The organism is Methylobacterium sp. Leaf102, from assembly GCF_001422425.1.
Lineage (GTDB): Bacteria > Pseudomonadota > Alphaproteobacteria > Rhizobiales > Beijerinckiaceae > Methylobacterium.
On record NZ_LMMX01000008.1, the window covers coordinates 33,510 to 54,571 of the forward strand.

Below are 21,062 nucleotides of genomic sequence, written 5' to 3' on the forward strand. Positions count from 1 at the left end.
GTCACCGCCGAGCCTTTGGCCTCCCCGGCCCGAACCGGATGGCTACGCTCCGCGAGGCGAACGCCAGAGCATCGCCCCGAAATGCTGAGACCGGCCTTCGGCGAAAGTCGCGACAACGACGGGAATTTGGAGCGTTGCCCTCAAACGGACGAAGGACAGCGCTTCAGATCCCCCCGCCGGCGACCTCGCGGGCCACGGCGCGGCGGCCGATGTCCCGGCGGCAGAACCCTTCCGGCCAGTCGATCCGGGCGATGGCCGTGTAAGCGCGGGCCTGGGCTTCCATCATACTGGCCCCCAGGGCCGTCACGGTGAGCACGCGTCCGCCATCGGCGAGCAGCTGCCCGTTCTCGATGCGGGTGCCGGCCTGGAACACGATGACGTCGTCGCTCGCATCCGCCGCGTCGACCCCCCGGATCACCGAGCCGCGCATCACCGCGCCGGGATAACCGGCCGCCGCCATCACCACGGTCAGCGCCGCGCGACTTTCGTCGAACGGGAGATCGACGCCGGACACGTTGCCGTCGCAGGCCGCGATCAGGGCCGGGAGGAGGTCTCCGGCGAGGCGCGGCATCAGCACCTGCGCCTCGGGATCGCCGAAGCGGGTGTTGTACTCGATGAGTTTCGGCCCATCGACCGTGAGCATGAGGCCGGCATAGAGGATGCCGGTGAACGGCGTTCCACGGGCGCGCATGCCGGCGAGGGTCGGCGCGATGATGGTCTCCATCACCGTCCGTTCCAGGGCGGGGGTGAGGATGGTGGCGGGCGAGTACGCGCCCATGCCGCCGGTGTTGGGACCGCGATCCCCGTCGAACACCCGCTTGTGGTCCTGGGCCGTACCGATGGGGACGGCGCGCGTTCCGTCGCACAGGGCGAAGAAGCTTGCCTCCTCGCCGAACAGGCACTCCTCGATGACGATTTCGGCGCCGGGCTCGGTCAGCATGGCCCGCACGGCGGCCTCGGCCTGATCGAGGGTCTCGGCCACCACGACGCCCTTGCCGGCGGCGAGGCCATCGGCCTTCACCACGATGGGCGCACCGCGCTCGGCAAGGTAGGCGAGGGCGGCATCACGATTCGTGAAGCGCGCGAAGGCAGCGGTGGGAATGCCGTACGCGGCGCACAGATCCTTGGTGAAGCCCTTCGAGCCCTCGAGTTGGGCGGCGGCCTTCGTCGGACCGAACGCGCGGATGCCGGCCGCGGCGAGGTCGTCCACGAGGCCGGCCACGAGGGGCACCTCGGGTCCGATCACCACGAGGCCGATGGTGTTCTGCGCGCAGAACGCCTGGACGGCGGCGTGGTCGGCGACGTCGAGGTCCGGTCGATTCTGACCAAACGCCGCGGTTCCGGGATTGCCCGGCGCGGAAAACAGGCGCTCGCAGAGCGGGCTCTTGGTCAGCGCGTAGGCGAGGGCATGCTCGCGCCCCCCGGAGCCGATGAGGAGGATCTTCATGGGCCAAGCTCTTCCCCAAAAGAGCGCCCTTGAAAAGGCGGATTCGGACAGTCCGCGCGGCTTTGCACGGGATGGAGCCCCAACGCACGCCCAACCCGATCTTCTCGACAGGACATCGGGAACCCGGTGCCCGTTCCCGAGTTCTAGATGGATCATGCCAGGATGTCGCAAATCCGTCTCTTATTCGATGGCTTCGCCCAGATCCCAGGGCGTCAATGCCGCGCGGTATGTGATCAGCGGGCGGATGCCGATGCGGGCGTGCAACGACAATCGCCGCTCACACAGCGCACCGAGCTGGTACTGGGCCTTGGCCGTCGGCGCTTTCCCCACCGCCTGCGTCGCCCTGCTTCTCTCCATCTTACTATAGTCGACCTTACTATAGTCGACATCAGAGCGGCCTGACGCTCGAACGCCCTCAGGGTGCCGCCCTTTACCTGCACGGCGCCCCACACTAGCGTTCGCCGCCATGGCTGTTCCTCCCCCGCCTTCCGCCGTTCCGAGATCCGGCGTGCCTGTCTCGAACGTCCCCGAATGGTCTGTCGGCGACCTTGCCTCGGCCCTGAAGCGGACTTTGGAAGACGCCTTCGGCCATGTCCGCCTACGAGGTGAGATATCGGGCTTTCGCGGCCAGCACGGCTCGGGCCACGCCTATTTCTCGCTGAAGGATGGCACCGCCCGCATCGATGCGGTGGTGTGGAAGGGCACGTTCGCCCGCCTTCGCCAGAAGCCGCAGGAGGGGTTGGAGGTCGTCGCCACGGGGCGGATCACGACGTTTCCGGGCAAATCCTCGTACCAGATCGTCATCGAGACCCTGGAGCCCGCGGGCATCGGCGCCTGGATGGCGTTGCTGGAGGAGCGCAAGCGCGTGCTCGCCGCCGAGGGTCTGTTCGCGGCCGAGCGCAAACGGCCGATTCCCTACCTGCCGCGCGTCGTCGGCGTGGTGACTTCGCCCACGGGGGCGGTCATCCGCGATATCCTCCACCGCCTCGCCGACCGCTTCCCCCGTCCAGTCCTCGTCTGGCCCGTGCGGGTGCAGGGGGAGGGGGCGGCCGACGAGATCGCCACCGCAATCCGGGGCTTCAACGCGCTGCTCCCCGATGGGGCGATCCCACGCCCCGACGTGCTCATCGTGGCACGCGGCGGCGGCTCCATCGAGGATCTGTGGGCCTTCAACGAGGAAGTGGTGGTGCGTGCCGCCGCGGACTCGGTCATCCCACTGATCTCCGCGGTGGGCCACGAGACCGACACCACCCTCATCGACTTCGTCTCCGACCGGCGGGCGCCGACTCCCACGGGAGCCGCCGAGATGGCGGTGCCGGTGCGCGCGGACCTCATGGCCGAGGTGACCGACCTCGCTCGGCGACAGCGCGAGGCCGTCGAGCGCAAGCTCGACCGGGAGGGCAGCGATCTGCGCGCCCTCGTCCGGGCGATGCCTGGGGTCGACACCTTCCTGGCAGGCAAGCGCCAGCGCCTCGACCTCGCCGAGGCCCGTCTGGGGCCGGCGCTGGCCGGCAATGCCCGCGTGCATCGTTTGAGAGTGTCACGCCTCGTCGAGCGCTTCGTACGGCATCCGCCGACCCTCGCGCTCGCCACCGCACGGGGACGTCTGGCCCGCATCGGTGACCGGCCGGGCGCGGCGCTCCGCCATGGCACCCGCCACAGGGGCGAAGCCCTGGCCTATCTCGGCCGCCGTCTCGTCGTGGCGCGCGACGCCACTTTAGCCCGAGCCGATGCCGAGGGCGCACGGCGCCGCGACCGGCTCGATGCCCTCCAGGGCCGCCTCGACCGGGCCGGCGGCCGACTCACGGAGCGCCGCCGCGACCGCCTCGGGACCCTGGCGAGCCTCCTCGCTTCTCTGAGCTACCGCGCCGTCCTGGCGCGCGGCTTCGCCCTGGTTCGCGACGGGTCGGGCGCGGCCCTGCGCAGCACCGTGGCCGCGTCGGCGGCCGAGCGCTTCACCCTGGAATTCGCCGATGGCACCCTGGCGGCGCGGGCCGCGACCGCCGCCGCATCGGGCGGGGAGGGCGTTCCGGCACCGGCACGTCCCAAGCGCGCCCCACGGAAAGCGGCGGCCAAGGCCCTCGTCCAGGGCTCCCTGTTCGAAGGCTGAAGGCTCGGCCTCGCGAACGGCCCCGGCTGTGCCGCGCACGCCTGCCCGCCCGTGGGTTGACGAACGGGGCCGCGTTTGCGAACCGCGGCACGGCGCATGCCTGAGCCAGCCCCCAAGGCAGGCCGCACGATACGAAGGAGCCGCGATGACAACCACGATCGACAGCGCCCAGAAACTGCACCTGGTCTTCGGTGGGCAACTGGAAAGCCTCGACGGCGTGAACTTTCGCGACGTGAAGGACCTCGATATCGTCGGCATCTATCCCGACTATGCGTCCGCCCAGAGCGCCTGGAAGGCCAAGGCGCAATCCACGGTCGACAGCGCCGAGACGCGCTACTTCATCGTGCACCTGCACCGGCTGCTCGAGCCCTGATCTGTGCAGGGCGCAGGGGCAGAGTGCGTGAAGGCATTGTGACGCCCCCCCGTCGGCTGGTATGGACCGGCCCGACGAACCGCTCCGGGTTTCTACGATTTGGTTCGTGACCCTGGTTGGACGGCTCGGCGGGCGAAGGATCGCGAGATGAAGACCCCGGCATGACGTCATCGATCAAGATCATCGCCGGCAATGCCAGCCGCCCGCTCGCCGAGGCCATCGCGGCCTACCTCGAGCTGCCGCTGGCGAAATGCATGGTCCGGCGCTTCGCCGACATGGAAATCTTCGTCGAACTGCAGGAGAACGTCCGCGGCGAGGATGTCTTCATCGTCCAGTCCACGTCGTTTCCGGCCAACGATCATCTGATGGAACTGCTCATCATGATCGATGCGGCCCGGCGCTCCTCGGCCCGGCGCATCACGGCGGTGATCCCGTATTTCGGCTATGCTCGCCAGGACCGGCGCACCTCGGGCAGGACCCCGATCTCGGCCAAGCTCGTCGCCAACCTCATCACCGAGGCCGGTGCCGACCGCGTCATGACCCTCGATCTGCATGCCGGCCAGATCCAGGGCTTCTTCGACATCCCCACCGACAATCTGTTCGCCGCCCCCGTGAAGGTGCGCGACATCAAGGAGCGGCTCGACCCCAAGGACTGGATGGTGGTCTCGCCCGACGTCGGCGGCGTGGTGCGCGCCCGCGCCATCGCCAAGCGCATCGACGCGACGCTCGCCATCGTCGACAAGCGCCGCGAGCGCCCCGGCGAATCTGAGGTGATGAACATCATCGGTGAGGTCGAGGGTCGATCCTGCATCCTCGTCGACGACATCGTCGATTCCGGCGGCACCCTGGTGAACGCCGCCGAGGCCCTGCTCAACGCCGGTGCCAAGGACGTCTCGGCCTACATCACCCACGGGGTGCTCTCGGGCGGCGCGGTCTCGCGCATCGCCGCCTCGCGGATGAAGGAGCTGGTCATCACCGATTCGATCCAGCCTACGCAGGCGGTCAAGCTCGCGCGCAACATCCGGGTCGCCACCATCGCACCGCTGCTGGGCGAGGCCATCGGCCGGACCGCGACGGAATCGAGCGTGTCCAGCCTGTTCACCTGATACCGTGCTGAGCGGGACGGGATGCGCGCGATCGCAATTGCGCATCCCCCTCCGCAACCTGTATAGACGCAACTCCCCTATTGCAGCGTTGAGACGGGATGCTGCCGGCCAGTCCCAGGCCGGAGCGAGCGGCGCCACGTCGGCGGCGCCCCGACGCCCGTCCCGCCCCAACCGTTGGAGTTGCCCGATGACCCAAGGCCCGTTGATGCCGAAGGCCACAGCCGTGTGGCTGGTGGAGAACACCTCCCTGGCCTTCGAGCAGATCGCTGAATTCTGCAAGCTGCACCCCCTCGAGGTGAAGGGCATCGCCGACGGCGAGGTCGCGGCCGGCATCAAGGGTCTCGACCCGATTACCACGGGCCAGCTCACCCGCGACGAGATCGAGCGCGCCCAGCGGGTGCCGAACTACAAGCTCAAGGTCGCCGTCTCGAAGGTGAAGCTGCCCGAGGTCAAGCGCACCACCAAGGGTCCGCGCTACACCCCGCTCTCGCGCCGCCAGGACCGCCCCAACGCCATCCTCTGGCTCCTGCGCAACCACCCCGAGCTCAAGGACGCGCAGGTCATCCGACTCGTCGGTACCACCAAGTCGACGATCCAGCAGATCCGCGAGCGCACGCACTGGAACTCTGCCTCGCTCCAGCCCATGGACCCGGTGACCCTAGGCCTGTGCACGCAGATCGACCTCGACTTCGAAGTCCAGCGTTCGGCCAAGGATCGGCCCGCCGTGCTGCCGACGGACGGTGGCGCCACGCTGCTGCCGACGGAAGTCTCGACGGCGACGGACTACACCGAGACCGACGAGCATCACCGCTCCGTGCGCGACGAGAAGCTCAACGCCGATTCCGTGTTCGCCAAGCTCAAGGGCATGCGCAACACCGACACGGATGACGACGAGGACTGATTCTCGCCGTCAGATATGGACGAACCCGATCCGCACCGGAGTTCCGGTGCGGATTTTTTCGTCCGGGCTTCGGTGTTGCCCTCAGGATGGCATCGAACGGCACGATAACGAGACATGGCGACTGATCCCAGGTCGCCAAATCCAAGAAAATGCGCAATATTGCCGACCCTCGCTGGCTGAGGCAGCATTTTCCGGGGATCACGATGATCGCGTTGGGTACCGGACATGAGATGGGAACGGTCGCCGATCCAGTGGGCCTGACGGACTTGCCCCTGTCGTCTGGCCAGACCTCATCGGTGCCCGACCTCTGGGCTTCCCAACCCGTGACCCTCGCAGAATCTCTCATGGCCGAAGCCGGGTGGAGCCCGGCGAATTTTGGCGATGCCGGCCCGAACCCGCCCTATCTGCGCATCGGGGGCAAGCTCTGGGTGACGCTGACCGAATTCGAGCCATGCTTCTCGTCGTTCCACCGCGACCGGGTGCTGTTCCGTTCCAAAGTCTCCATGGCGGATCACCTGTCACGCTACGACCAGATCATGGTGGATCCGCTTGCATTCGAGGAGTGCTTCGGCCCGCTGGAAGGGACCGATGCCACCTTTCCGTTCGGCGTCTGGCTCGCCATTCGCGAAGTCCGTTTCACCGGCATCGAATTGCTGGGCAAGCGACACGGACCGGTGGTGCTGCCCCTCGAACCCCTGGCCGTTGCCTCGGCGGTCTGGCTGCGCAACACGCGCCGCCCTGGCCGGCCTCCGGCGTGATGGCCGCGCCGAACCTCATCGCGCGTCATATTGCCGAAAGCGGCGCGATCCGGTATGGAACCGCCGTTCTCCGATTGGAATCGACGAGGCGTGGGCGTGTTTAGCGTCGCTCCGTCCCGTTGGAGAATGGCCCTCGACCATCGTTTCAGAATGCGTCGGCCCTCCTTCCGGGGGGTGAGCCCGTCCGGTCCCCCGGGGATCGCGGGCGGCGATCGCCGAGGGTGCCCCGTCACACGAACCGCCGACGCCGGCCTCCGATGAGGCCTGTCAGGAGACAGAATGACCGCTGGTAACGCCCTGCAGCGTAACCCGAGCCGCGACGATTTCGCGGCTCTCCTCGAGGAGAGCTTCCTCGAGCACGAGATCACCGAAGGGTCCGTCGTCAAGGGTCGCGTCGTCGCGATCGAGAAGGACGTGGCCGTCATCGACATCGGCGCCAAGACGGAAGGCCGTGTCGCCCTCAAGGAATTCAACGGCCCCGGCCGCGAAGGCGATCTCGCCGTCGGCGATGAGGTCGAGGTCTACGTCGACCGCATCGAGAACGCGCTGGGCGAGGCCGTCATCTCGCGCGACAAGGCGCGCCGCGAGGAGAGCTGGGTCAAGCTCGAGAAGGCCTTCGAGGCCAACGAGCGCGTCACCGGCGCGATCTTCAACCAGGTCAAGGGCGGCTACACCGTCGACCTCGACGGCGCCGTGGCGTTCCTGCCGCGCTCCCAGGTCGACATCCGCCCCGTGCGCGACGTCACACCCCTGCTCGGCACGCCCCAGCCGTTCCAGATCCTCAAGATGGATCGCCGCCGCGGCAACATCGTCGTGTCGCGCCGCACCGTCCTCGAGGAGAGCCGCGCCGAGCAGCGCTCCGAACTCGTGGCCAACCTCGAAGAGGGCCAGGTCATCGACGGCGTCGTCAAGAACATCACCGAGTACGGTGCGTTCGTGGATCTGGGCGGCATCGACGGCCTGCTTCACGTCACCGACATGGCGTGGCGCCGCGTGAACCATCCGTCCGAGGTCGTGACCATCGGCCAGACGGTCAAGGTCAAGATCATCAAGATCAACCACGAGACCCACCGCATCTCGCTCGGCATCAAGCAGCTGCTCGCCGATCCGTGGGAGGGCATCGCCCAGCGCTACCCCGTCGACGCCAAGCTCAAGGGCCGTGTCACCAACATCACCGACTACGGCGCCTTCGTGGAGTTGGAGCCGGGCATCGAGGGCCTGATCCACGTCTCCGAGATGTCCTGGACGAAGAAGAACGTCCACCCGGGCAAGATCGTCTCCACCTCCCAGGAAGTGGAAGTGCAGATCCTCGAGGTCGATCCGGTCAAGCGTCGCATCTCGCTCGGCCTCAAGCAGACCCTCCAGAACCCCTGGGAGGCCTTCGCCGAGCAGCATCCGGTCGGCTCCGAGGTCGAGGGCGAGGTCAAGAACAAGACCGAGTTCGGCCTGTTCATCGGCCTCGACGGCGATGTCGACGGCATGGTCCACCTGTCGGATCTCGACTGGAACCGTCCCGGCGAGCAGGTCATCGAGGAGTTCAAGAAGGGCGACATGCTGCGCGCCCAGGTTCTCGACGTCGATGTCGAGAAGGAGCGCATCTCGCTGGGCGTGAAGCAGCTCGGCGGCGACCCCTTCACGGAGGCCGGTGAGCTGAAGAAGGGTCAGATCGTGACCTGCGAAGTGACGGAAGTGAAGGATTCGGGCGTCGACGTGAAGATCGTCGACACCGACCTCACCACCTTCATCCGCCGGGCCGAGCTCGCCCGCGACCGCGGCGACCAGCGCCCCGAGCGCTTCGCCGCCGGTGAGAAGTTCGACGCCCGCGTGATCCAGTTCGACCGCAAGGCGCGCCGGGTCCAGCTCTCCATCAAGGCCCTCGAAATGGCCGAGGAGAAGGAGGCGATGGCGCAGTTCGGCTCCGCCGATTCCGGCGCCTCGCTGGGCGAGATCCTGGGCGCGGCCTTCAAGAAGGCCCGCACCAGCGACGACAAGGACGACGCCCAGGATTAATCGTCCCGGCGCGACACCCCGGGATCCACGATGGCTCCCGGGGCCCTGAACTGAAGACGCCCGTGCGGGGATCAAACCTCGCGCGGGCGTTTTTGCGTCTGGCGGCGCGATATCCGTGCGAGAACTGGCATCCCGCACCGCGAAGACTTGCCGGAGATGACTTGTCCGGGCTGCGAGGACTTGCGAATTCCGCCCGCTTCCGCCGCCCGCCCCCTCTTGCCGGTCCGTGGCGGGCAAGGCTAGAACACCCACGCCGAGGATGCGAGGCGGGGCAAGGGCTTGAGTCCATCCGGCGACGGGTGGCGCTGGGGTCGCGCACCGCCGCGATCCGCGGATAAGCCGGGTGGCGCAAAGCCCGGACAACCCATCACGGCCGGGAACGGTCGGTGCGCGAGGGAGCGAACCATCGCATGGCCGCTGACGCCGAACTCCTGATCGATCGCAGGCGCCTGCGCCGTAAGCTTTCCCTATGGCGGGTGGTGGGGATTGGCGGTCTCGTTCTCGCCGTCGGCGCGGTGGGTCTGCGCATCCGCAGCGGCACCGAACCCCTCGGCTTCGGAGCGGTCAAACCCCAGATCGCGCGCATCTCCATCGGCGGCTTCATCGCCGGCGCCGAGGCCACCACCAAGCTCATCGAGCGCGTGCGCGACGCTGGTGCGGTCCAGGGCGTGGTGGTTTCGATCTCCTCGCCCGGCGGCACCACCACCGGCTCGGAGGAACTCTACCGCAACCTGCGCGCGCTCGCCGAGAAGAAGCCCATGGTGGCCTTCGTCGACGGCACTGCCGCATCCGGCGCCTACATCGCCGCCATCGCGGCCGACCACATCGTCGCGCGGGAGACGGCGCTCGTCGGCTCCATCGGCGTCCTGTTCCAGTATCCGGACCTGTCCGGCCTCCTCGACAAGGTCGGGGTGAAGGTCGAATCGGTGAAATCCTCGCCCCTCAAGGCCGAGCCGTCGGGCTTCACTCCGACTTCGCCGGAGGCGCGCGCGGCCCTCGCTGCCGTGGTCGGCGACACCTACGCCTGGTTCAAGGGACTCGTGTCCGAGCGCCGCAAGATGAACGACCGCGAACTCGCCACCGTCTCCGACGGGCGGGTGTTCAGCGGGCGCCAGAGCGTCCCCCTGAAGCTCGTCGATGGGATCGGCGGCGAGCGCCAGGCCATCGCATGGCTCGAATCCGAGCGGGGCGTCGCCAAGAACCTGCCAGTGCTGGATTGGAAGCCGAAGGCCAAGAGCGACTTCCAGATTTGGTCGGCGCTCGGCCTCGGCGCCGATCTCGTGGGCCTGGACGGGCTCGCCGCACATCTCCGCCTGATCGGCGACGAGACGGCGGGCGCGGCGCAGGGCGGGCTCCTGGCCGTTTGGCGGCCCAGCCCCGCCGAAGCCGCCCGCTGAAACCGTTCATGACGTCGTGAAGGCCGCAGCATGATCAAATCGGAGCTCGTGCTCAGGATCGCCGAGCAGAACCCCCACCTCTACCAGCGCGACGTCGAGACCCTGGTCAACGCGATCCTCGACACCATCGCGGATGCCCTCGCCCGGGGCGACCGGGTCGAGTTGCGCGGCTTCGGGGCGTTCTCGGTGAAGCGACGGGATGCACGGCGCGGGCGCAACCCGCGCACGGGTGCGGCCGTTGCCGTCTCCGAGAAGGCCATCCCGGTGTTCAAGACCGGCAAGGAGATGCGCCTGCGCCTCAACGAGGCCGGCATCGGCGAGGAGGCGGCCACCGCCGCCGCCTCGTGAACCGCCGGACTACAGATTCGATCGGAGTGCTTCGATGATCCGCTTCTTCAAGGGTTTGGTCCTGCTCCCGGTGGCGGTCGTCGTCGTCGCCCTGGCGGTGGCGAACAGGGACGCCGTGCGCCTGTCGTTCGATCCGTTCTCGCCGGACATGCCGGTCTTCAGCGTGACCCTGCCGCTGTACGTGATCCTGTTCATCGCCGTCGGGCTCGGCGTGCTCCTCGGCGGCTGCGGCGCCTGGCTCGGCCAGTCGGGCACCCGGCGCACCAGCGCCGAGCGCCGCCGCGAGATCCGCCGCCTTGAAGGCGAGACGGCACGCCTGCGCACCGCCGCGCCGAATCCGGTCGGGGAGGGGCTCCACGGCCTGTCGCGCGGCCCCTCCGACCGCGTCGCCCTGCCGGCCCCGCGCTGAGAACCCGATGTCCGCTATCGCCATCAAGATCTGCGGACTGAGCACCGGGCCGACCCTCGGGGCAGCCCTCGACGCCGGCGCCGACCTCGTCGGCTTCGTCCATTTCCGGAGGAGCCCGCGCCACGTCGACCTCGCTGTGGCCAGTGACCTGTCGGAGCGGGCCCGGGGCCGGGCGCAGCGCGTGGTCCTCCTCGTCGATCCCGACGATGCGCTCCTCGCCGCCGTGGTCGCCGCCACCGATCCCGACTGGGTTCAGCTCCACGGGCGCGAGACGCCGGAGCGCGTCGCCGCCATCCGCCACCTATCCGGACGCCCGGTGATGAAGGCGCTCGGCATCGCGACGCGGGCCGACCTCTCGGCAGTCCAGACTTACGCGGACGTGGCCGACCGCCTCCTCCTCGACGCCAAGGCGCCCCTCGGCGCGGCCCTGCCGGGCGGCAACGGCCACGCCTTCGATTGGGACCTCCTTTCCGGCGCTCTCCTGCCGGAAGGCACCATGCTGTCGGGCGGCCTCACCCCCGAGACCGTCGGCGCTGCCCTCGCCCGCACTGGTCTTCGCGCCGTCGACGTCTCGTCCGGTGTCGAGAACCGCCCCGGAGAGAAGGATCCGGGTCGAATCGCCGCCTTCATCGCCGCTGCGCGCGCTCGCTGCACGGTGGTGGCGGCCTGACATCCAGCGTCCGAATTCGGGAAACGGCGGGTTGGCCGCATTGTCGCCCCCCCTATGCAGGTCTAGATCAGGCGCTTGTCTCGCCGCAGGCGAACGGCATGGCCGAGACCGCTCCATGGAGTGGACCATCCGTTCCGTCGTCGCATCTGCCCTGGCCGCCCAACCCCAGGCCGCACGCAAAGTCATCCAAGGACGCCGCCCGTGACCCTCGCTCCCCCTCCGAACTCGTTCCGCAACGGCCCGGACGAGCGTGGCCGCTTCGGCATCTTCGGCGGACGCTTCGTGGCCGAGACGCTGATGCCGCTGATCCTCGATCTGGAGGCGGCCTACGAAGCGGCCAAGGCCGATCCGGCGTTCCAGGCCGAGATGGACAGCCATCTGACCCATTACGTCGGCCGCCCGAGCCCCCTCTACGAGGCCGAGCGCCTGACCGAACACCTGCGCGCGAAAGCGCCCTCCGGCCATGGCGCCCGGGTGTTCTTCAAGCGCGAGGAACTGAACCACACCGGCTCGCACAAGGTGAACAACGTGCTCGGCCAGATCATGCTGGCGCGCCGCATGGGCAAGCCACGCATCATCGCCGAGACGGGGGCGGGCCAGCACGGCGTCGCGACCGCGACGCTCTGCGCCCGCTTCGGCCTCAAGTGCGTGGTCTACATGGGTGCCGTCGATGTGGCGCGTCAGGCCCCCAACGTCTTCCGCATGAAGATGCTCGGCGCCGAGGTGATCCCGGTCCAGTCCGGCACCAGGACCCTCAAGGACGCCATGAACGAGGCCCTGCGCGACTGGGTCACCAACGTCGCCGATACGTTCTACTGCATCGGCACCGTCGCCGGCCCGCATCCGTATCCCGCCATGGTGCGCGACTTCCAGTCGATCATCGGCCGCGAGACGAAAGAGCAGATGCTGGAGATGGAAGGGCGCCTGCCCGATTCGCTCATCGCCTGCATCGGTGGCGGCTCCAACGCCATGGGCCTGTTCCACCCGTTCCTCGACGATTCGAGCGTCGAGATCTACGGCGTCGAAGCCGCCGGCCATGGCATCGCCTCGGGCCTCCATGCGGCCTCCCTGTCGGGCGGCAAGCCCGGCGTGCTGCACGGCAACCGGACCTATCTGCTCCAGGACGGGGACGGTCAGATCGCCGACGCGCACTCGATCTCGGCCGGTCTCGACTATCCGGGCATCGGCCCCGAGCACGCTTGGCTGCACGAGGCCAAGCGCGTCACCTATCTCTCGGCCACGGACGCGGAGACCCTGGAGGCGTTCAAGCTGTGCTCGCTGCTGGAAGGTATCATTCCGGCCCTGGAACCGGCCCACGCCCTCTCCAAGGTGTTCGAGATCGCGCCGACGAAGCCGGCCGACCACCTCATGGTCCTCAATCTCTCGGGCCGCGGCGACAAGGACATTCCGCAGGTCGCCGAAATCCTCGGCACCCAGCTCTGACCACCGGGTTCCGGCGGTTTGCCCGTCGAAACCCCGTTGACACCGCAAGGCGGATTTCCTATTCCGCCGATCTCGCCGCCGCAGCGGAATTCCCGCAGTGGCGGTGACTTGGCGGGGTAGCTCAGTTGGTTAGAGCAGAGGAATCATAATCCTTGTGTCGGGAGTTCAAATCTCTCCCTCGCTACCAAGTTTCTTAGTCGTGCGAACGACTTAGCTGAGAAGCCCTGGACCGATGGTCCGGGGCTTCTCCGTTTCCCGGCCCTCTTCTGTACATGTCCGTCGTGAAGGCGATCCGAGGTCCGTTCCCGATCGCATCGAGAGCCACCCCCGACCGTTCGGCCATCGCCACGGCTACGCAGGGGACGGAGTTTTTTTAGAGAGGCGGGTCGGCGTCGACGCGGCCGGCTTCGGACCTCGAACGATGATCGGACGCGCCTCAGCACCGCGTCGCACCGTAGGGCACGCGAAAATCCTGCGAGCGGGACGATCCCGTGCGGCAGATCCCGGCCCGGATCACGTTCGTGAAAGTTCGGGGGCGTGTGCCGATGCGTCTCAGGCCGTGGCGGCGGCTTGTGCCGCCTGGATCAGGTCGTTCGCCAGGGTCTCGTCGTCGATGGCGCGGGCGAGGACGACGGCCCCGACGAGCGTCGCCAGCGTCGCCAAGGCACGTTGCCGTCGGCGCTCCCGGGACGCCTTCGGCGTCAGGTCCGCCAGGATGGAGGCGAGACGCTCGACCCCTTGCGTGAACCGCGCCCGGATGGGGCTGCCCGGTGCCTCCCGGGAGACGTCGTTCGCCAGGGCCGCGAGGGGGCAGCCCTTTCCAGGGGAGCGGACGTGCGCCAGGGAAAGATAAGTCGCCACGATCGCGTCCACCTCCCCGCGCCGATCCTCGGCGAGGGCGGAATCGAACGCTTCGGCCGCCAGGGCATCCTTGTTCGCGAACTGGCCGTAGAACCCGCCATGGGTGAGGCCGGCGGAGGCCATGATGTCGGCGACGCCGACCCCGTGCAGGCCCCGCTCACGGAACAGGGCCGCCGCGACCTCGACCACGCGCTGGCGGTTCAGCTTGGCCTGTTCCTGCGAAACTCTCGGCATGCACTCATCCTTCGACGACCCGACCCGACATATAAATGCGTTCTGTCATCTAATGAAGCGCTGGCTGCCCCGGCCGACCGCACGAAGCCGACGAGGAACGACATTCGACCGGCCTGCACGAGGGGGCAGGAGTTGCAGGCCGGTCGTCGTACCGCACGCCCCGTCGACGGCGTACGATCCGTGTATGCCCCCGATCGGGGCACGTTCTCATCCGGCCGGGCCCGCGGCCTCGGCCTGAATCGTGCCTCGTACGCCTCCTGATGCGACGGTGCGGCGCGGCTCCCGCGCGACCCGGAACCACAGGGCGTACAGGGCGGGCAGGAACAGCAGGGTCAGCAGGGTGCCGACGCCGACCCCGCCGATGAGCACGTAGGCGAGCGCCCCCCAGAACACCGAATGGGTGAGCGGGATGAAGGCGAGCATGGCCGCCGCCGCCGTCAGGATCACGGGCCGCGCCCGGCGCACGGTGGATTCCACGATGGCGTCGTAGTTCGACAGGCCCGCCGCCCGGTCGTGGTGGATCTGGTCCACCAGGATCAGGGTGTTGCGCATTAGGATGCCCGACAGCGCGATCAGCCCGAGGATCGCGTTGAAGCCGAAGGGCTGGTGGAAGAGCAGCAGGGTCGGCGCCGCTCCCACGAGGCCGAGCGGCGCGGTGGCGAACACCATGAACATCGTGGCGAACGAGCGCACCTGGATCATGATGACGGTCAGCGTCACGATCAGCATGATCGGGAACACCGCCACCAGCGACAGCATCGCCTTCTCGCTCTCCTCCACCGCACCCGCCGTGTCGATGCGGTAGCCCGGCGGCAGGTTCGCCTTGATCGGTGCCAACAGGGGGAAGACCTGGGCGTGGATGTCCGGGGGCTGACGGCCGTCGAGCACGTCGCCCTGGACCCGGATGTAGGTCTCGCGGTTGTAGCGCTTCAGCACAGCGTCCTCGGTGCGGGTCTCCAGCCGCGCCACCTGAGAGACCGGCACCTGGCGCCCGTCCTTCGTCGCCAGGGTCAGGTCGCCGATCTCGCCGAGGGAGCGCCGCTCGGGGCCGGGGCTGCGCAGCAGGACATCGACGGAGCGCAGGTTCTCGCGCACCTGGGTGGCGGGCGTACCGTTGAGGTAGCTCTGCAATTGCTGACCGGCCTCCTTCGGAGTGAGACCGATCAGGCGCAGGCGCTCCTGGTCGAGGGCGAGGTGCAGGCTCGGGGTCCTGTCGCCCCAGTCGAGGTGGACGAGGCGCATGTTGGCGTTCGCCGCCATGACCTCCCGCACCTCGGCGGCGATGCCGCGGATGACGTCGAGGTCGGGCCCGACCACCCGGAAGGCGATGGGGAAGCGGATGGGCGGCCCGAACACGATCTGCTGCACCCGCACGCGGGCTTCGGGGAAGCGGCCCTCGTCGACGAGCTTTCGCACCTTGCCCCGCAGGGCATCGCGAGCGGCGGCGTCGGCGGTCTGCACCACGATCTGCGCGTAGGCGGGGTCCGGCAACTCGGGATCGAACGAGAGCACGAAGCGCGGCATGCCTTGGCCGATGTAGCTCGTGATCTCACCCGCCTCGGGCAGGTCGCGCACGGCCGTCTCGATCCGCTTGACGCTGGCTTCCGTCGTGGCGAAGGCCGAACCGGCCGGCAGGGACACCTCAACGATGAGTTCGGGCCGTTCGGAATTCGGGAAGAACTGCTGCTCGACACGGCCCATGGCCACCACGGCCAGGGCGAAGAGCCCGACCGTGATGCCGGCGGCGAGCCACTTGTGGTCGACGGACAGGCGCACGAGGCGGCGCAGGTGCTCGTAGTTCTTCGTGGCGTAGATCGCGTCGTGGCCGCCTTCGACCTTCTCGATATTCGGGAGCAGCTTGACGCCGAGATACGGCGTGAAGGTCACGGCCACGATCCACGAGATGATCAGCGAGAAGGCCACCACCCAGAAGATGTTGCCTGCGTACTCGCCCGCCGTGGAAGCGGCGAAGCCGACTGGCAGGAAGCCCGCGATGGTGACCAGGGTGCCGGTCAGCATCGGCGCGGCCGTGGCGCTCCAGGCATGGGTCGCCGCCTCGATGCGGTCGGCGCCTTCCTCCATGCGCACCACCATCATCTCGATGGCGATGATGGCGTCGTCGACGAGGAGGCCGAGCGAGATGATGAGCGCACCGAGGGTGATGCGGTCGAAGTCGCGGCCCGTGACCATCATGACGACGAACACGGCCGAGAGGGTGAGCGGCACGGCCAGCGCCACCACGATGCCGACCCGGAAGCCGAGCGCCACCAGGGATACGAAGATCACCACGCCGAGTGCCGTGAAGAACTTGACCATGAACTCGTGGATCGCGTCGTCGATGACCTTGGCCTGATCGGTGATCTTGGTGAAGCCGATGCCGAGAGGCGTCTCGTGATGGATCGCCACCTCCTCGGCGTTGAGGGCTGCGCCGAGCTTGAGGCCGTTGAAGCCGGGCTTCATCACGAGTCCAAGCATCAGGGCGGGCTCGCCGTCGTTGCGGATCTCGAAGCTCTTCGGGTCCTCGTAGCCGCGCTTGACCTCGGCGATGTCGCCGAGCTTGAGGCTGCGGTCGCCGGCCGCGACCGGCAGGTCGCGGATCGCGTCGAGCCCGTCGATGGCCCCGTCGAGGCGCAGGTAGACGCGCGGACCCGCCGCCTCGACGAAGCCGGCCGGGGTCACGTCGTTCTGGTTGGAGAGCGCCGCCAGGAGTTGCTGGCCGGTGATGCCGAGGGTGGCGAGGCGTTGGTAGGAGATCTCGACGAAGATCTTCTGCGCCTGCTCGCCCAGGATGTTGATCTTTTCGACGCCGTTCACGCGCAGCAGACGCTGGCGCAGGTCCTCGGCGCGCAGCACCAGCTGGCGGTGGGGCAGGCCCTGGGCCTGCACGGCGTAGAGAGCGAAGTAGATGTCCGAGAACTCGTCGTTGAACAGAGGCCCGAGCACCCCGCGCGGCAGGCTCGAAGCCTGGTCGGAAAGCTTCTTGCGGGTCTGGTAGAACTCCGATTGGAGCTTGGCCGGGGGCATGTTGTCCTTGAAGATGACCTTGGTCACCATCAGGCCGGGGCGTACCGTGGTCTCGGCCCGGTCGTAGTAGACGAGCTCCTGCAGGCGCTTCTCCAGGGGGTCGGCGACCTGACGCTGCATCTCTTCCGCCGTGGCGCCGGGCCAGGCGGCCGAGACCGTCATGACCTTGACGGTGAAGGCCGGGTCCTCCGCCCGCCCGAGCTTGCCGAAGGCGAAGAAGCCGGCCCCCGTGAGTGCGATGATCAGGAACAGGGTGACCGCCCGCTCGCGGACCGCCAGGGCGGAGAGGTTGAGGCCGTTCATCGCACGGCCCCGGTCAGGCTCGGAGGCGCTTGGCGCACCTTCTGGTCGGCTTTGAGGAGATGGGCGCCGAGCGCCACGATCCGGTCGCCGGCGCTCAGACCCGTGACGATCTCCGCGCGTTCCTCGCCCATGCGGGCGACCTTGACGGCCTGCGGGCGCACCGTCTCGGTGGCGGCGTCGTAGCGCCAGACCGCCGTGCCGTGCCCCTGGTCGAACAGCGCGCCCAAGGGAACTTCCACCCGCTCGGAACGAACCGCATCGAGGGCTTTGAGCTGCAGGGTGACGGTGGCACCGAGCGGCGCGTCCTCGCCGCCGCCGGACAGGATGTACCGCGCCCGGTAGGTGCGTGTGGCGGGATCGGCGGTGGCCGACAGCTCGCGCAGTCGCGCCGGGTAGGTCGCCTCACCCTCCGCGTAGAGCGTCGCGGAAGCCTCGCCCTGCGCCAGGCGCCGGCTGCCCTCGGGCAGGAACACCTCGGCCTCACGGGATCCGTCGCGGGCGAGCCTCACCACCGTCTGACCGGCCGCAACCACCTGGCCGGGCTCGGAGGGTACCTCCATCACCACGCCGTCCGCATCGGCCTTGAGCTCGGAATAACCGGCCTGGTTCTCGATCTGGCCGGCCTGGGCCTCCGCATTGGCGAACTGGGCGATGGCGGAATCGGCGGCACCCTTGTTCTGATCGTAGGTCTGCTTCGAGGTCCAGCCGTCCGATACGAGCTTGCGGCTGCGCTCCTCGTCGGCCCGGGCCTTGATCATCTGCGCACGCGCCGCTTCGACGGAGGCGCGCGCGGCAGTGAGCGCGAGGGTGAAGTCGGTCCGATCGAGGCGCATCAGCGGCTGGCCACGCGTCACCCGGTCGCCCGGATCGACGAGGCGCTCGAAGATCTTGCCGCCGACCCGGAAGCCGAGGTTGCTCTCGGTGCGGGCTCGGATCACCCCGGTGTAGCGGGCGACGCCCCCCACCCCGGGCACGACCGCGACGGTCTGCACCAGCGGTGGCTCCGGAGACACGGCGGTCTCGGCCGGCGAGCAGGCCGCGAGCGCCAATGCGCCTAGCCCAAGCACCCATCTCGCATCCATGCCCGCCTCCTCGCACCGAACCGGCACGTTTTAAATTATGTTTGACATTTATTATGGCGCGACGCTGCCGTCAATGGTCGCTGCGCGCGCTTCCGGGACCTCGACGGAGCGGCGGCGCGGCGCGTGCTCCCACGAAAGCCGGAACCTCCGATCGCAGCGACCGGATGGCGGTCCCGGTCGAGCTCGGTCGGACCCATCGCACGGATGTGACTTTTGAGCCCTCACAAACGGACCGATCCGTGGCGTTGGCGCGTAGGCGGGGAAGTTACGCAGTGTTACATGATCCTAAACCTCCGGCTCCGACGAGCCGCCATCGCGGGAGACTGTTCCGGTTGAAGCCACGGATGGACACGATGCCGAGGATCGACCTCACGGCCTGCGACCGCGAGCCCATCCACATCGTCGGCAGCGTGCAGCCCCACGGCTTCCTGCTGACCCTGGACGCAGCGAGCCTCGTCGTGGCGCAGGCCAGTGCGAACGCGCCGGCTCGGGTCGTCGCCGGCGCGAGCCTCGATGCTGTCCTGCCCGAGTTGGTCGCGGTGGTGCGCCGTTACCTCGACGCTGCGCCGGCCGAGGACGGGGCCCACTACCTGCGCACGGTGACGCTCGGCCCGGCGGGTGCGCGGCAGACCTACGAGGTCGCGGCACACCGGGTCGACGACCTCGTCGTGCTCGAACTCGAAGAGGCGGATGCCTCCGTCGAGGAAGGGCTCGATGCCCTGACGCCACGGCTGCGTGCCTTCGTACAGCGTCTGCGGGTGGCCCGCTCCATCGAGGAGCTCTGCGACATCGTTGCCGAGGACATCCGGCACATCACCGGCTTCGATCGGGCGCTGGTCTACCGTTTCGACCGGGACTGGCACGGCACCGTGCTGGCCGAGAACGGAAACGGGGCCCTGCCGTCCTACCTCGATCTGCGCTTTCCCGCCTCCGACATCCCGGCCCAGGCGCGTGAACTCTACCGCCGCAACCGCCTGCGCATCATCCCGGATGCCGGATACGCGGCGGTCCCGATCACGCCGCCCCTGACGCCGGCGGGTACGCCCCTCGATCTCAGTCAATCCGTCCTGCGCAGCGTCTCGCCCGTGCACGTCGAGTACATGCGCAACATGGGCACGATGGCGTCCATGTCGGTGTCGATCCTCGTCGACGACACGCTCTGGGGCCTGATCTCCTGCCACAACCGCACCCCGCACCGGGTGCCCCTGCAGGCGCGCAACGCCTGCGACGTCCTCACCCAGATCTTCGCCCTGCAGCTCTCCGCCCGCGAGCGGGGCGCCCAGGCCGAGCAGCGCTTGGCACTCGGGGCGGTCCAGGCGCGGCTCCTCGGGTTCATGGCCGAGGAGGACAGCTTCGTCGACGGTTTGTTGAAGCATCCCGACGACGTCCTGGCGCTGGTGAACGCGGCGGGAGCCGCCATCGTCACGGGCGACCATTGCCGCGTCATCGGCACGACGCCTTCCGAGGCCGAGGTCCGGACCCTGTACGACTGGCTCTCGGTCGAGGGCGATGCGGCGGAGGTCTTCGCCACGGAGTCGCTGTCGGAGCTTCTGCCGGCGGCCGCGGCTTTCGCCACCGAGGCCAGCGGCCTGCTCGCGATCTCGGTTTCCAAGAAGTACGCGAGCTACATCCTCTGGTTCCGGCCGGAGGTGGTGCGGACGGTGAAGTGGGGCGGCAATCCGGTCAAGCCGGCGACACCCGATCCAGAGGGCGGCCCCGACCGCCTGCATCCGCGAAAGTCGTTCGAGATCTGGAAGGAAACGCTGAAGGGGCGCGCGCTCCCCTGGAGCGTCCCGGAGATCGAGGCGGCCAAGGATCTGCGCGCCTCGGTCCTCGGGATCGTGCTGCGCCGGGCGGAGGAACTGGCCGCGCTGAGCGAGGAGCTCCAGCGCTCCAACAAAGAGCTGGAGGCATTCTCCTACTCGGTCAGCCACGACCTGCGGGCCCCGTTCCGCCACATCGTCGGCTACTCGAACCTCCTGAAGACCCGCGAGGGCGCCAACCTGTCGGACAAGGGCCGGCACTACGTCGACACCATCATCGAGGCGGCGTTCTCGGCCGGAACCCTCGTGGACAACCTGTTGGCCTTCTCGCAGATGGGCCGCAACGCCCTGAACCGGGTATCGGGCGACATGAACGCCCTGGTTGAGGAGGTCCGGCGCAAGGTTCTGCGCGATGCGGCGCCCGCACACGTCGTGCGCTGGGAGATCGGGCCCCTGGGCCGTGCCTACGCCGACCCGTTCATGCTGCGCCTCGTCATCGAGAACCTGCTTTCGAACGCGCTGAAGTACAGCCGGAACCGACCCGAGGCGGTCATCGAGATCGGACGGCTTCCCCCAAAAGACGGCGAGGCCGTCTTCTTCGTCCGCGACAACGGGGTCGGCTTCGACATGACCTATGTCGACAAGCTCTTCGGCGTGTTCCAGCGCCTGCACCGAGTCGAGGAGTTCGAGGGCACCGGCATCGGGCTCGCCAACGTGCGCCGCATCGTCGAGCGCCATGGCGGCCGGACCTGGGCCGAGGGCCGGCTCGGCGAGGGCGCGACCTTCCACTTCACGCTGCCCCTGCGGGGCGAGGCACCCTGAG

16 protein-coding genes and 1 tRNA gene are annotated in these 21,062 nt (G+C 68.5%); 13 read left to right on the top strand and 4 right to left on the bottom strand.

Annotation, left to right across the window (positions count from 1 at the left end; all coding sequences use genetic code 11):
* Nucleotides 1–163: 163 nt before the first annotated feature.
* The gene (purD, locus tag ASF27_RS07210) at nucleotides 164–1,447 is read right to left on the bottom strand and encodes a phosphoribosylamine--glycine ligase (RefSeq protein ID WP_056358875.1); all 1,284 of its coding nucleotides are present in this window, start codon (nucleotides 1,445–1,447) and stop codon (nucleotides 164–166) included.
* Between the two features lie 466 nt (nucleotides 1,448–1,913).
* Here purD and xseA point away from each other — a divergent pair, with 466 nt between their 5' ends.
* From xseA to ASF27_RS07270, 12 genes are all read left to right on the top strand, one after another.
* Nucleotides 1,914–3,557 carry an exodeoxyribonuclease VII large subunit gene (gene xseA / locus ASF27_RS07215; RefSeq protein ID WP_056358878.1) on the top strand — a complete coding sequence of 548 codons (1,644 nt, stop codon included), beginning with the start codon at nucleotides 1,914–1,916 and terminating at the stop codon, nucleotides 3,555–3,557.
* A gap of 145 nt (nucleotides 3,558–3,702) precedes the next feature.
* Complete coding sequence (locus ASF27_RS07220; RefSeq protein ID WP_056169122.1) at nucleotides 3,703–3,930, top strand: DUF4170 domain-containing protein; 228 nt, start codon at nucleotides 3,703–3,705, stop codon at nucleotides 3,928–3,930.
* Between the two features lie 161 nt (nucleotides 3,931–4,091).
* Entirely contained in the window at nucleotides 4,092–5,036 is a 945-nt protein-coding gene (locus tag ASF27_RS07225; protein WP_056169120.1) for a ribose-phosphate pyrophosphokinase, read from the top strand.
* Nucleotides 5,037–5,223: 187 nt separating this feature from the next.
* Nucleotides 5,224–5,937: a DUF1013 domain-containing protein gene (locus ASF27_RS07230; RefSeq protein WP_056169117.1), complete on the top strand. Its 714-nt coding sequence runs from the start codon at nucleotides 5,224–5,226 to the stop codon at nucleotides 5,935–5,937.
* A 149-nt stretch (nucleotides 5,938–6,086) separates the two neighbouring features.
* Nucleotides 6,087–6,695, top strand: coding sequence for a hypothetical protein (locus ASF27_RS07235; RefSeq protein WP_244474247.1), 609 nt, complete (start codon nucleotides 6,087–6,089; stop codon nucleotides 6,693–6,695).
* A gap of 279 nt (nucleotides 6,696–6,974) precedes the next feature.
* Nucleotides 6,975–8,705: a 30S ribosomal protein S1 gene (gene rpsA, locus ASF27_RS07240; RefSeq protein WP_056169113.1), complete on the top strand. Its 1,731-nt coding sequence runs from the start codon at nucleotides 6,975–6,977 to the stop codon at nucleotides 8,703–8,705.
* 410 nt (nucleotides 8,706–9,115) lie between these two features.
* Nucleotides 9,116–10,102 carry a signal peptide peptidase SppA gene (gene sppA, locus ASF27_RS07245; RefSeq protein WP_056169111.1) on the top strand — a complete coding sequence of 329 codons (987 nt, stop codon included), beginning with the start codon at nucleotides 9,116–9,118 and terminating at the stop codon, nucleotides 10,100–10,102.
* A gap of 30 nt (nucleotides 10,103–10,132) precedes the next feature.
* Complete coding sequence (ihfB, locus tag ASF27_RS07250; protein WP_056169109.1) at nucleotides 10,133–10,450, top strand: integration host factor subunit beta; 318 nt, start codon at nucleotides 10,133–10,135, stop codon at nucleotides 10,448–10,450.
* Nucleotides 10,451–10,484: 34 nt separating this feature from the next.
* On the top strand, nucleotides 10,485–10,859 hold the full coding sequence (locus ASF27_RS07255; protein WP_056263781.1) for a lipopolysaccharide assembly protein LapA domain-containing protein: 375 nt from the start codon (nucleotides 10,485–10,487) through the stop codon (nucleotides 10,857–10,859).
* A gap of 7 nt (nucleotides 10,860–10,866) precedes the next feature.
* The gene (locus ASF27_RS07260; RefSeq protein WP_056358881.1) at nucleotides 10,867–11,529 is read left to right on the top strand and encodes a phosphoribosylanthranilate isomerase; all 663 of its coding nucleotides are present in this window, start codon (nucleotides 10,867–10,869) and stop codon (nucleotides 11,527–11,529) included.
* Nucleotides 11,530–11,730: 201 nt separating this feature from the next.
* The gene (trpB, locus tag ASF27_RS07265) at nucleotides 11,731–12,972 is read left to right on the top strand and encodes a tryptophan synthase subunit beta (RefSeq protein ID WP_056169103.1); all 1,242 of its coding nucleotides are present in this window, start codon (nucleotides 11,731–11,733) and stop codon (nucleotides 12,970–12,972) included.
* 110 nt (nucleotides 12,973–13,082) lie between these two features.
* A tRNA-Met gene (locus tag ASF27_RS07270) sits at nucleotides 13,083–13,159 on the top strand.
* 365 nt (nucleotides 13,160–13,524) lie between these two features.
* Here ASF27_RS07270 and ASF27_RS07275 read toward each other — a convergent pair.
* The 3 genes from ASF27_RS07275 to ASF27_RS07285 form a co-directional block, all read right to left on the bottom strand.
* A complete protein-coding gene (locus ASF27_RS07275; protein WP_056169100.1) occupies nucleotides 13,525–14,067 on the bottom strand; it encodes a TetR family transcriptional regulator in 543 nt (180 codons plus the stop codon).
* 207 nt (nucleotides 14,068–14,274) lie between these two features.
* The gene (locus ASF27_RS07280; protein ID WP_056358884.1) at nucleotides 14,275–17,394 is read right to left on the bottom strand and encodes an efflux RND transporter permease subunit; all 3,120 of its coding nucleotides are present in this window, start codon (nucleotides 17,392–17,394) and stop codon (nucleotides 14,275–14,277) included.
* Nucleotides 17,391–18,476: an efflux RND transporter periplasmic adaptor subunit gene (locus ASF27_RS07285; RefSeq protein ID WP_056358887.1), complete on the bottom strand. Its 1,086-nt coding sequence runs from the start codon at nucleotides 18,474–18,476 to the stop codon at nucleotides 17,391–17,393. The genes ASF27_RS07280 and ASF27_RS07285 overlap by 4 nt, the downstream gene beginning before the upstream one ends.
* Nucleotides 18,477–18,829: 353 nt before the next feature.
* Here ASF27_RS07285 and ASF27_RS07290 point away from each other — a divergent pair, with 353 nt between their 5' ends.
* On the top strand, nucleotides 18,830–21,061 hold the full coding sequence (locus tag ASF27_RS07290; RefSeq protein ID WP_244480945.1) for an ATP-binding protein: 2,232 nt from the start codon (nucleotides 18,830–18,832) through the stop codon (nucleotides 21,059–21,061).
* The last annotated feature ends 1 nt before the right edge of the window (nucleotide 21,062 follow it).

Excerpts from the sequence above, each read along its gene's own strand:
- ASF27_RS07275 (WP_056169100.1), bottom strand. The coding sequence starts at position 14,067 with ATGCCGAGAGTTTCGCAGGAACAGGCCAAGCTGAACCGCCAGCGCGTG.
- ASF27_RS07225 (WP_056169120.1), top strand. The coding sequence starts at position 4,092 with ATGACGTCATCGATCAAGATCATCGCCGGCAATGCCAGCCGCCCGCTC.
- ASF27_RS07285 (WP_056358887.1), bottom strand. The coding sequence starts at position 18,476 with ATGGATGCGAGATGGGTGCTTGGGCTAGGCGCATTGGCGCTCGCGGCC.
- ASF27_RS07260 (WP_056358881.1), top strand. The coding sequence starts at position 10,867 with ATGTCCGCTATCGCCATCAAGATCTGCGGACTGAGCACCGGGCCGACC.
- ASF27_RS07290 (WP_244480945.1), top strand. The coding sequence starts at position 18,830 with ATGCCGAGGATCGACCTCACGGCCTGCGACCGCGAGCCCATCCACATC.
- purD (WP_056358875.1), bottom strand. The coding sequence starts at position 1,447 with ATGAAGATCCTCCTCATCGGCTCCGGGGGGCGCGAGCATGCCCTCGCC.
- rpsA (WP_056169113.1), top strand. The coding sequence starts at position 6,975 with ATGACCGCTGGTAACGCCCTGCAGCGTAACCCGAGCCGCGACGATTTC.
- ASF27_RS07280 (WP_056358884.1), bottom strand. The coding sequence starts at position 17,394 with ATGAACGGCCTCAACCTCTCCGCCCTGGCGGTCCGCGAGCGGGCGGTC.
- sppA (WP_056169111.1), top strand. The coding sequence starts at position 9,116 with ATGGCCGCTGACGCCGAACTCCTGATCGATCGCAGGCGCCTGCGCCGT.
- ihfB (WP_056169109.1), top strand. The coding sequence starts at position 10,133 with ATGATCAAATCGGAGCTCGTGCTCAGGATCGCCGAGCAGAACCCCCAC.
- ASF27_RS07255 (WP_056263781.1), top strand. The coding sequence starts at position 10,485 with ATGATCCGCTTCTTCAAGGGTTTGGTCCTGCTCCCGGTGGCGGTCGTC.
- ASF27_RS07235 (WP_244474247.1), top strand. The coding sequence starts at position 6,087 with ATGCGCAATATTGCCGACCCTCGCTGGCTGAGGCAGCATTTTCCGGGG.
- xseA (WP_056358878.1), top strand. The coding sequence starts at position 1,914 with ATGGCTGTTCCTCCCCCGCCTTCCGCCGTTCCGAGATCCGGCGTGCCT.
- ASF27_RS07230 (WP_056169117.1), top strand. The coding sequence starts at position 5,224 with ATGACCCAAGGCCCGTTGATGCCGAAGGCCACAGCCGTGTGGCTGGTG.
- ASF27_RS07220 (WP_056169122.1), top strand. The coding sequence starts at position 3,703 with ATGACAACCACGATCGACAGCGCCCAGAAACTGCACCTGGTCTTCGGT.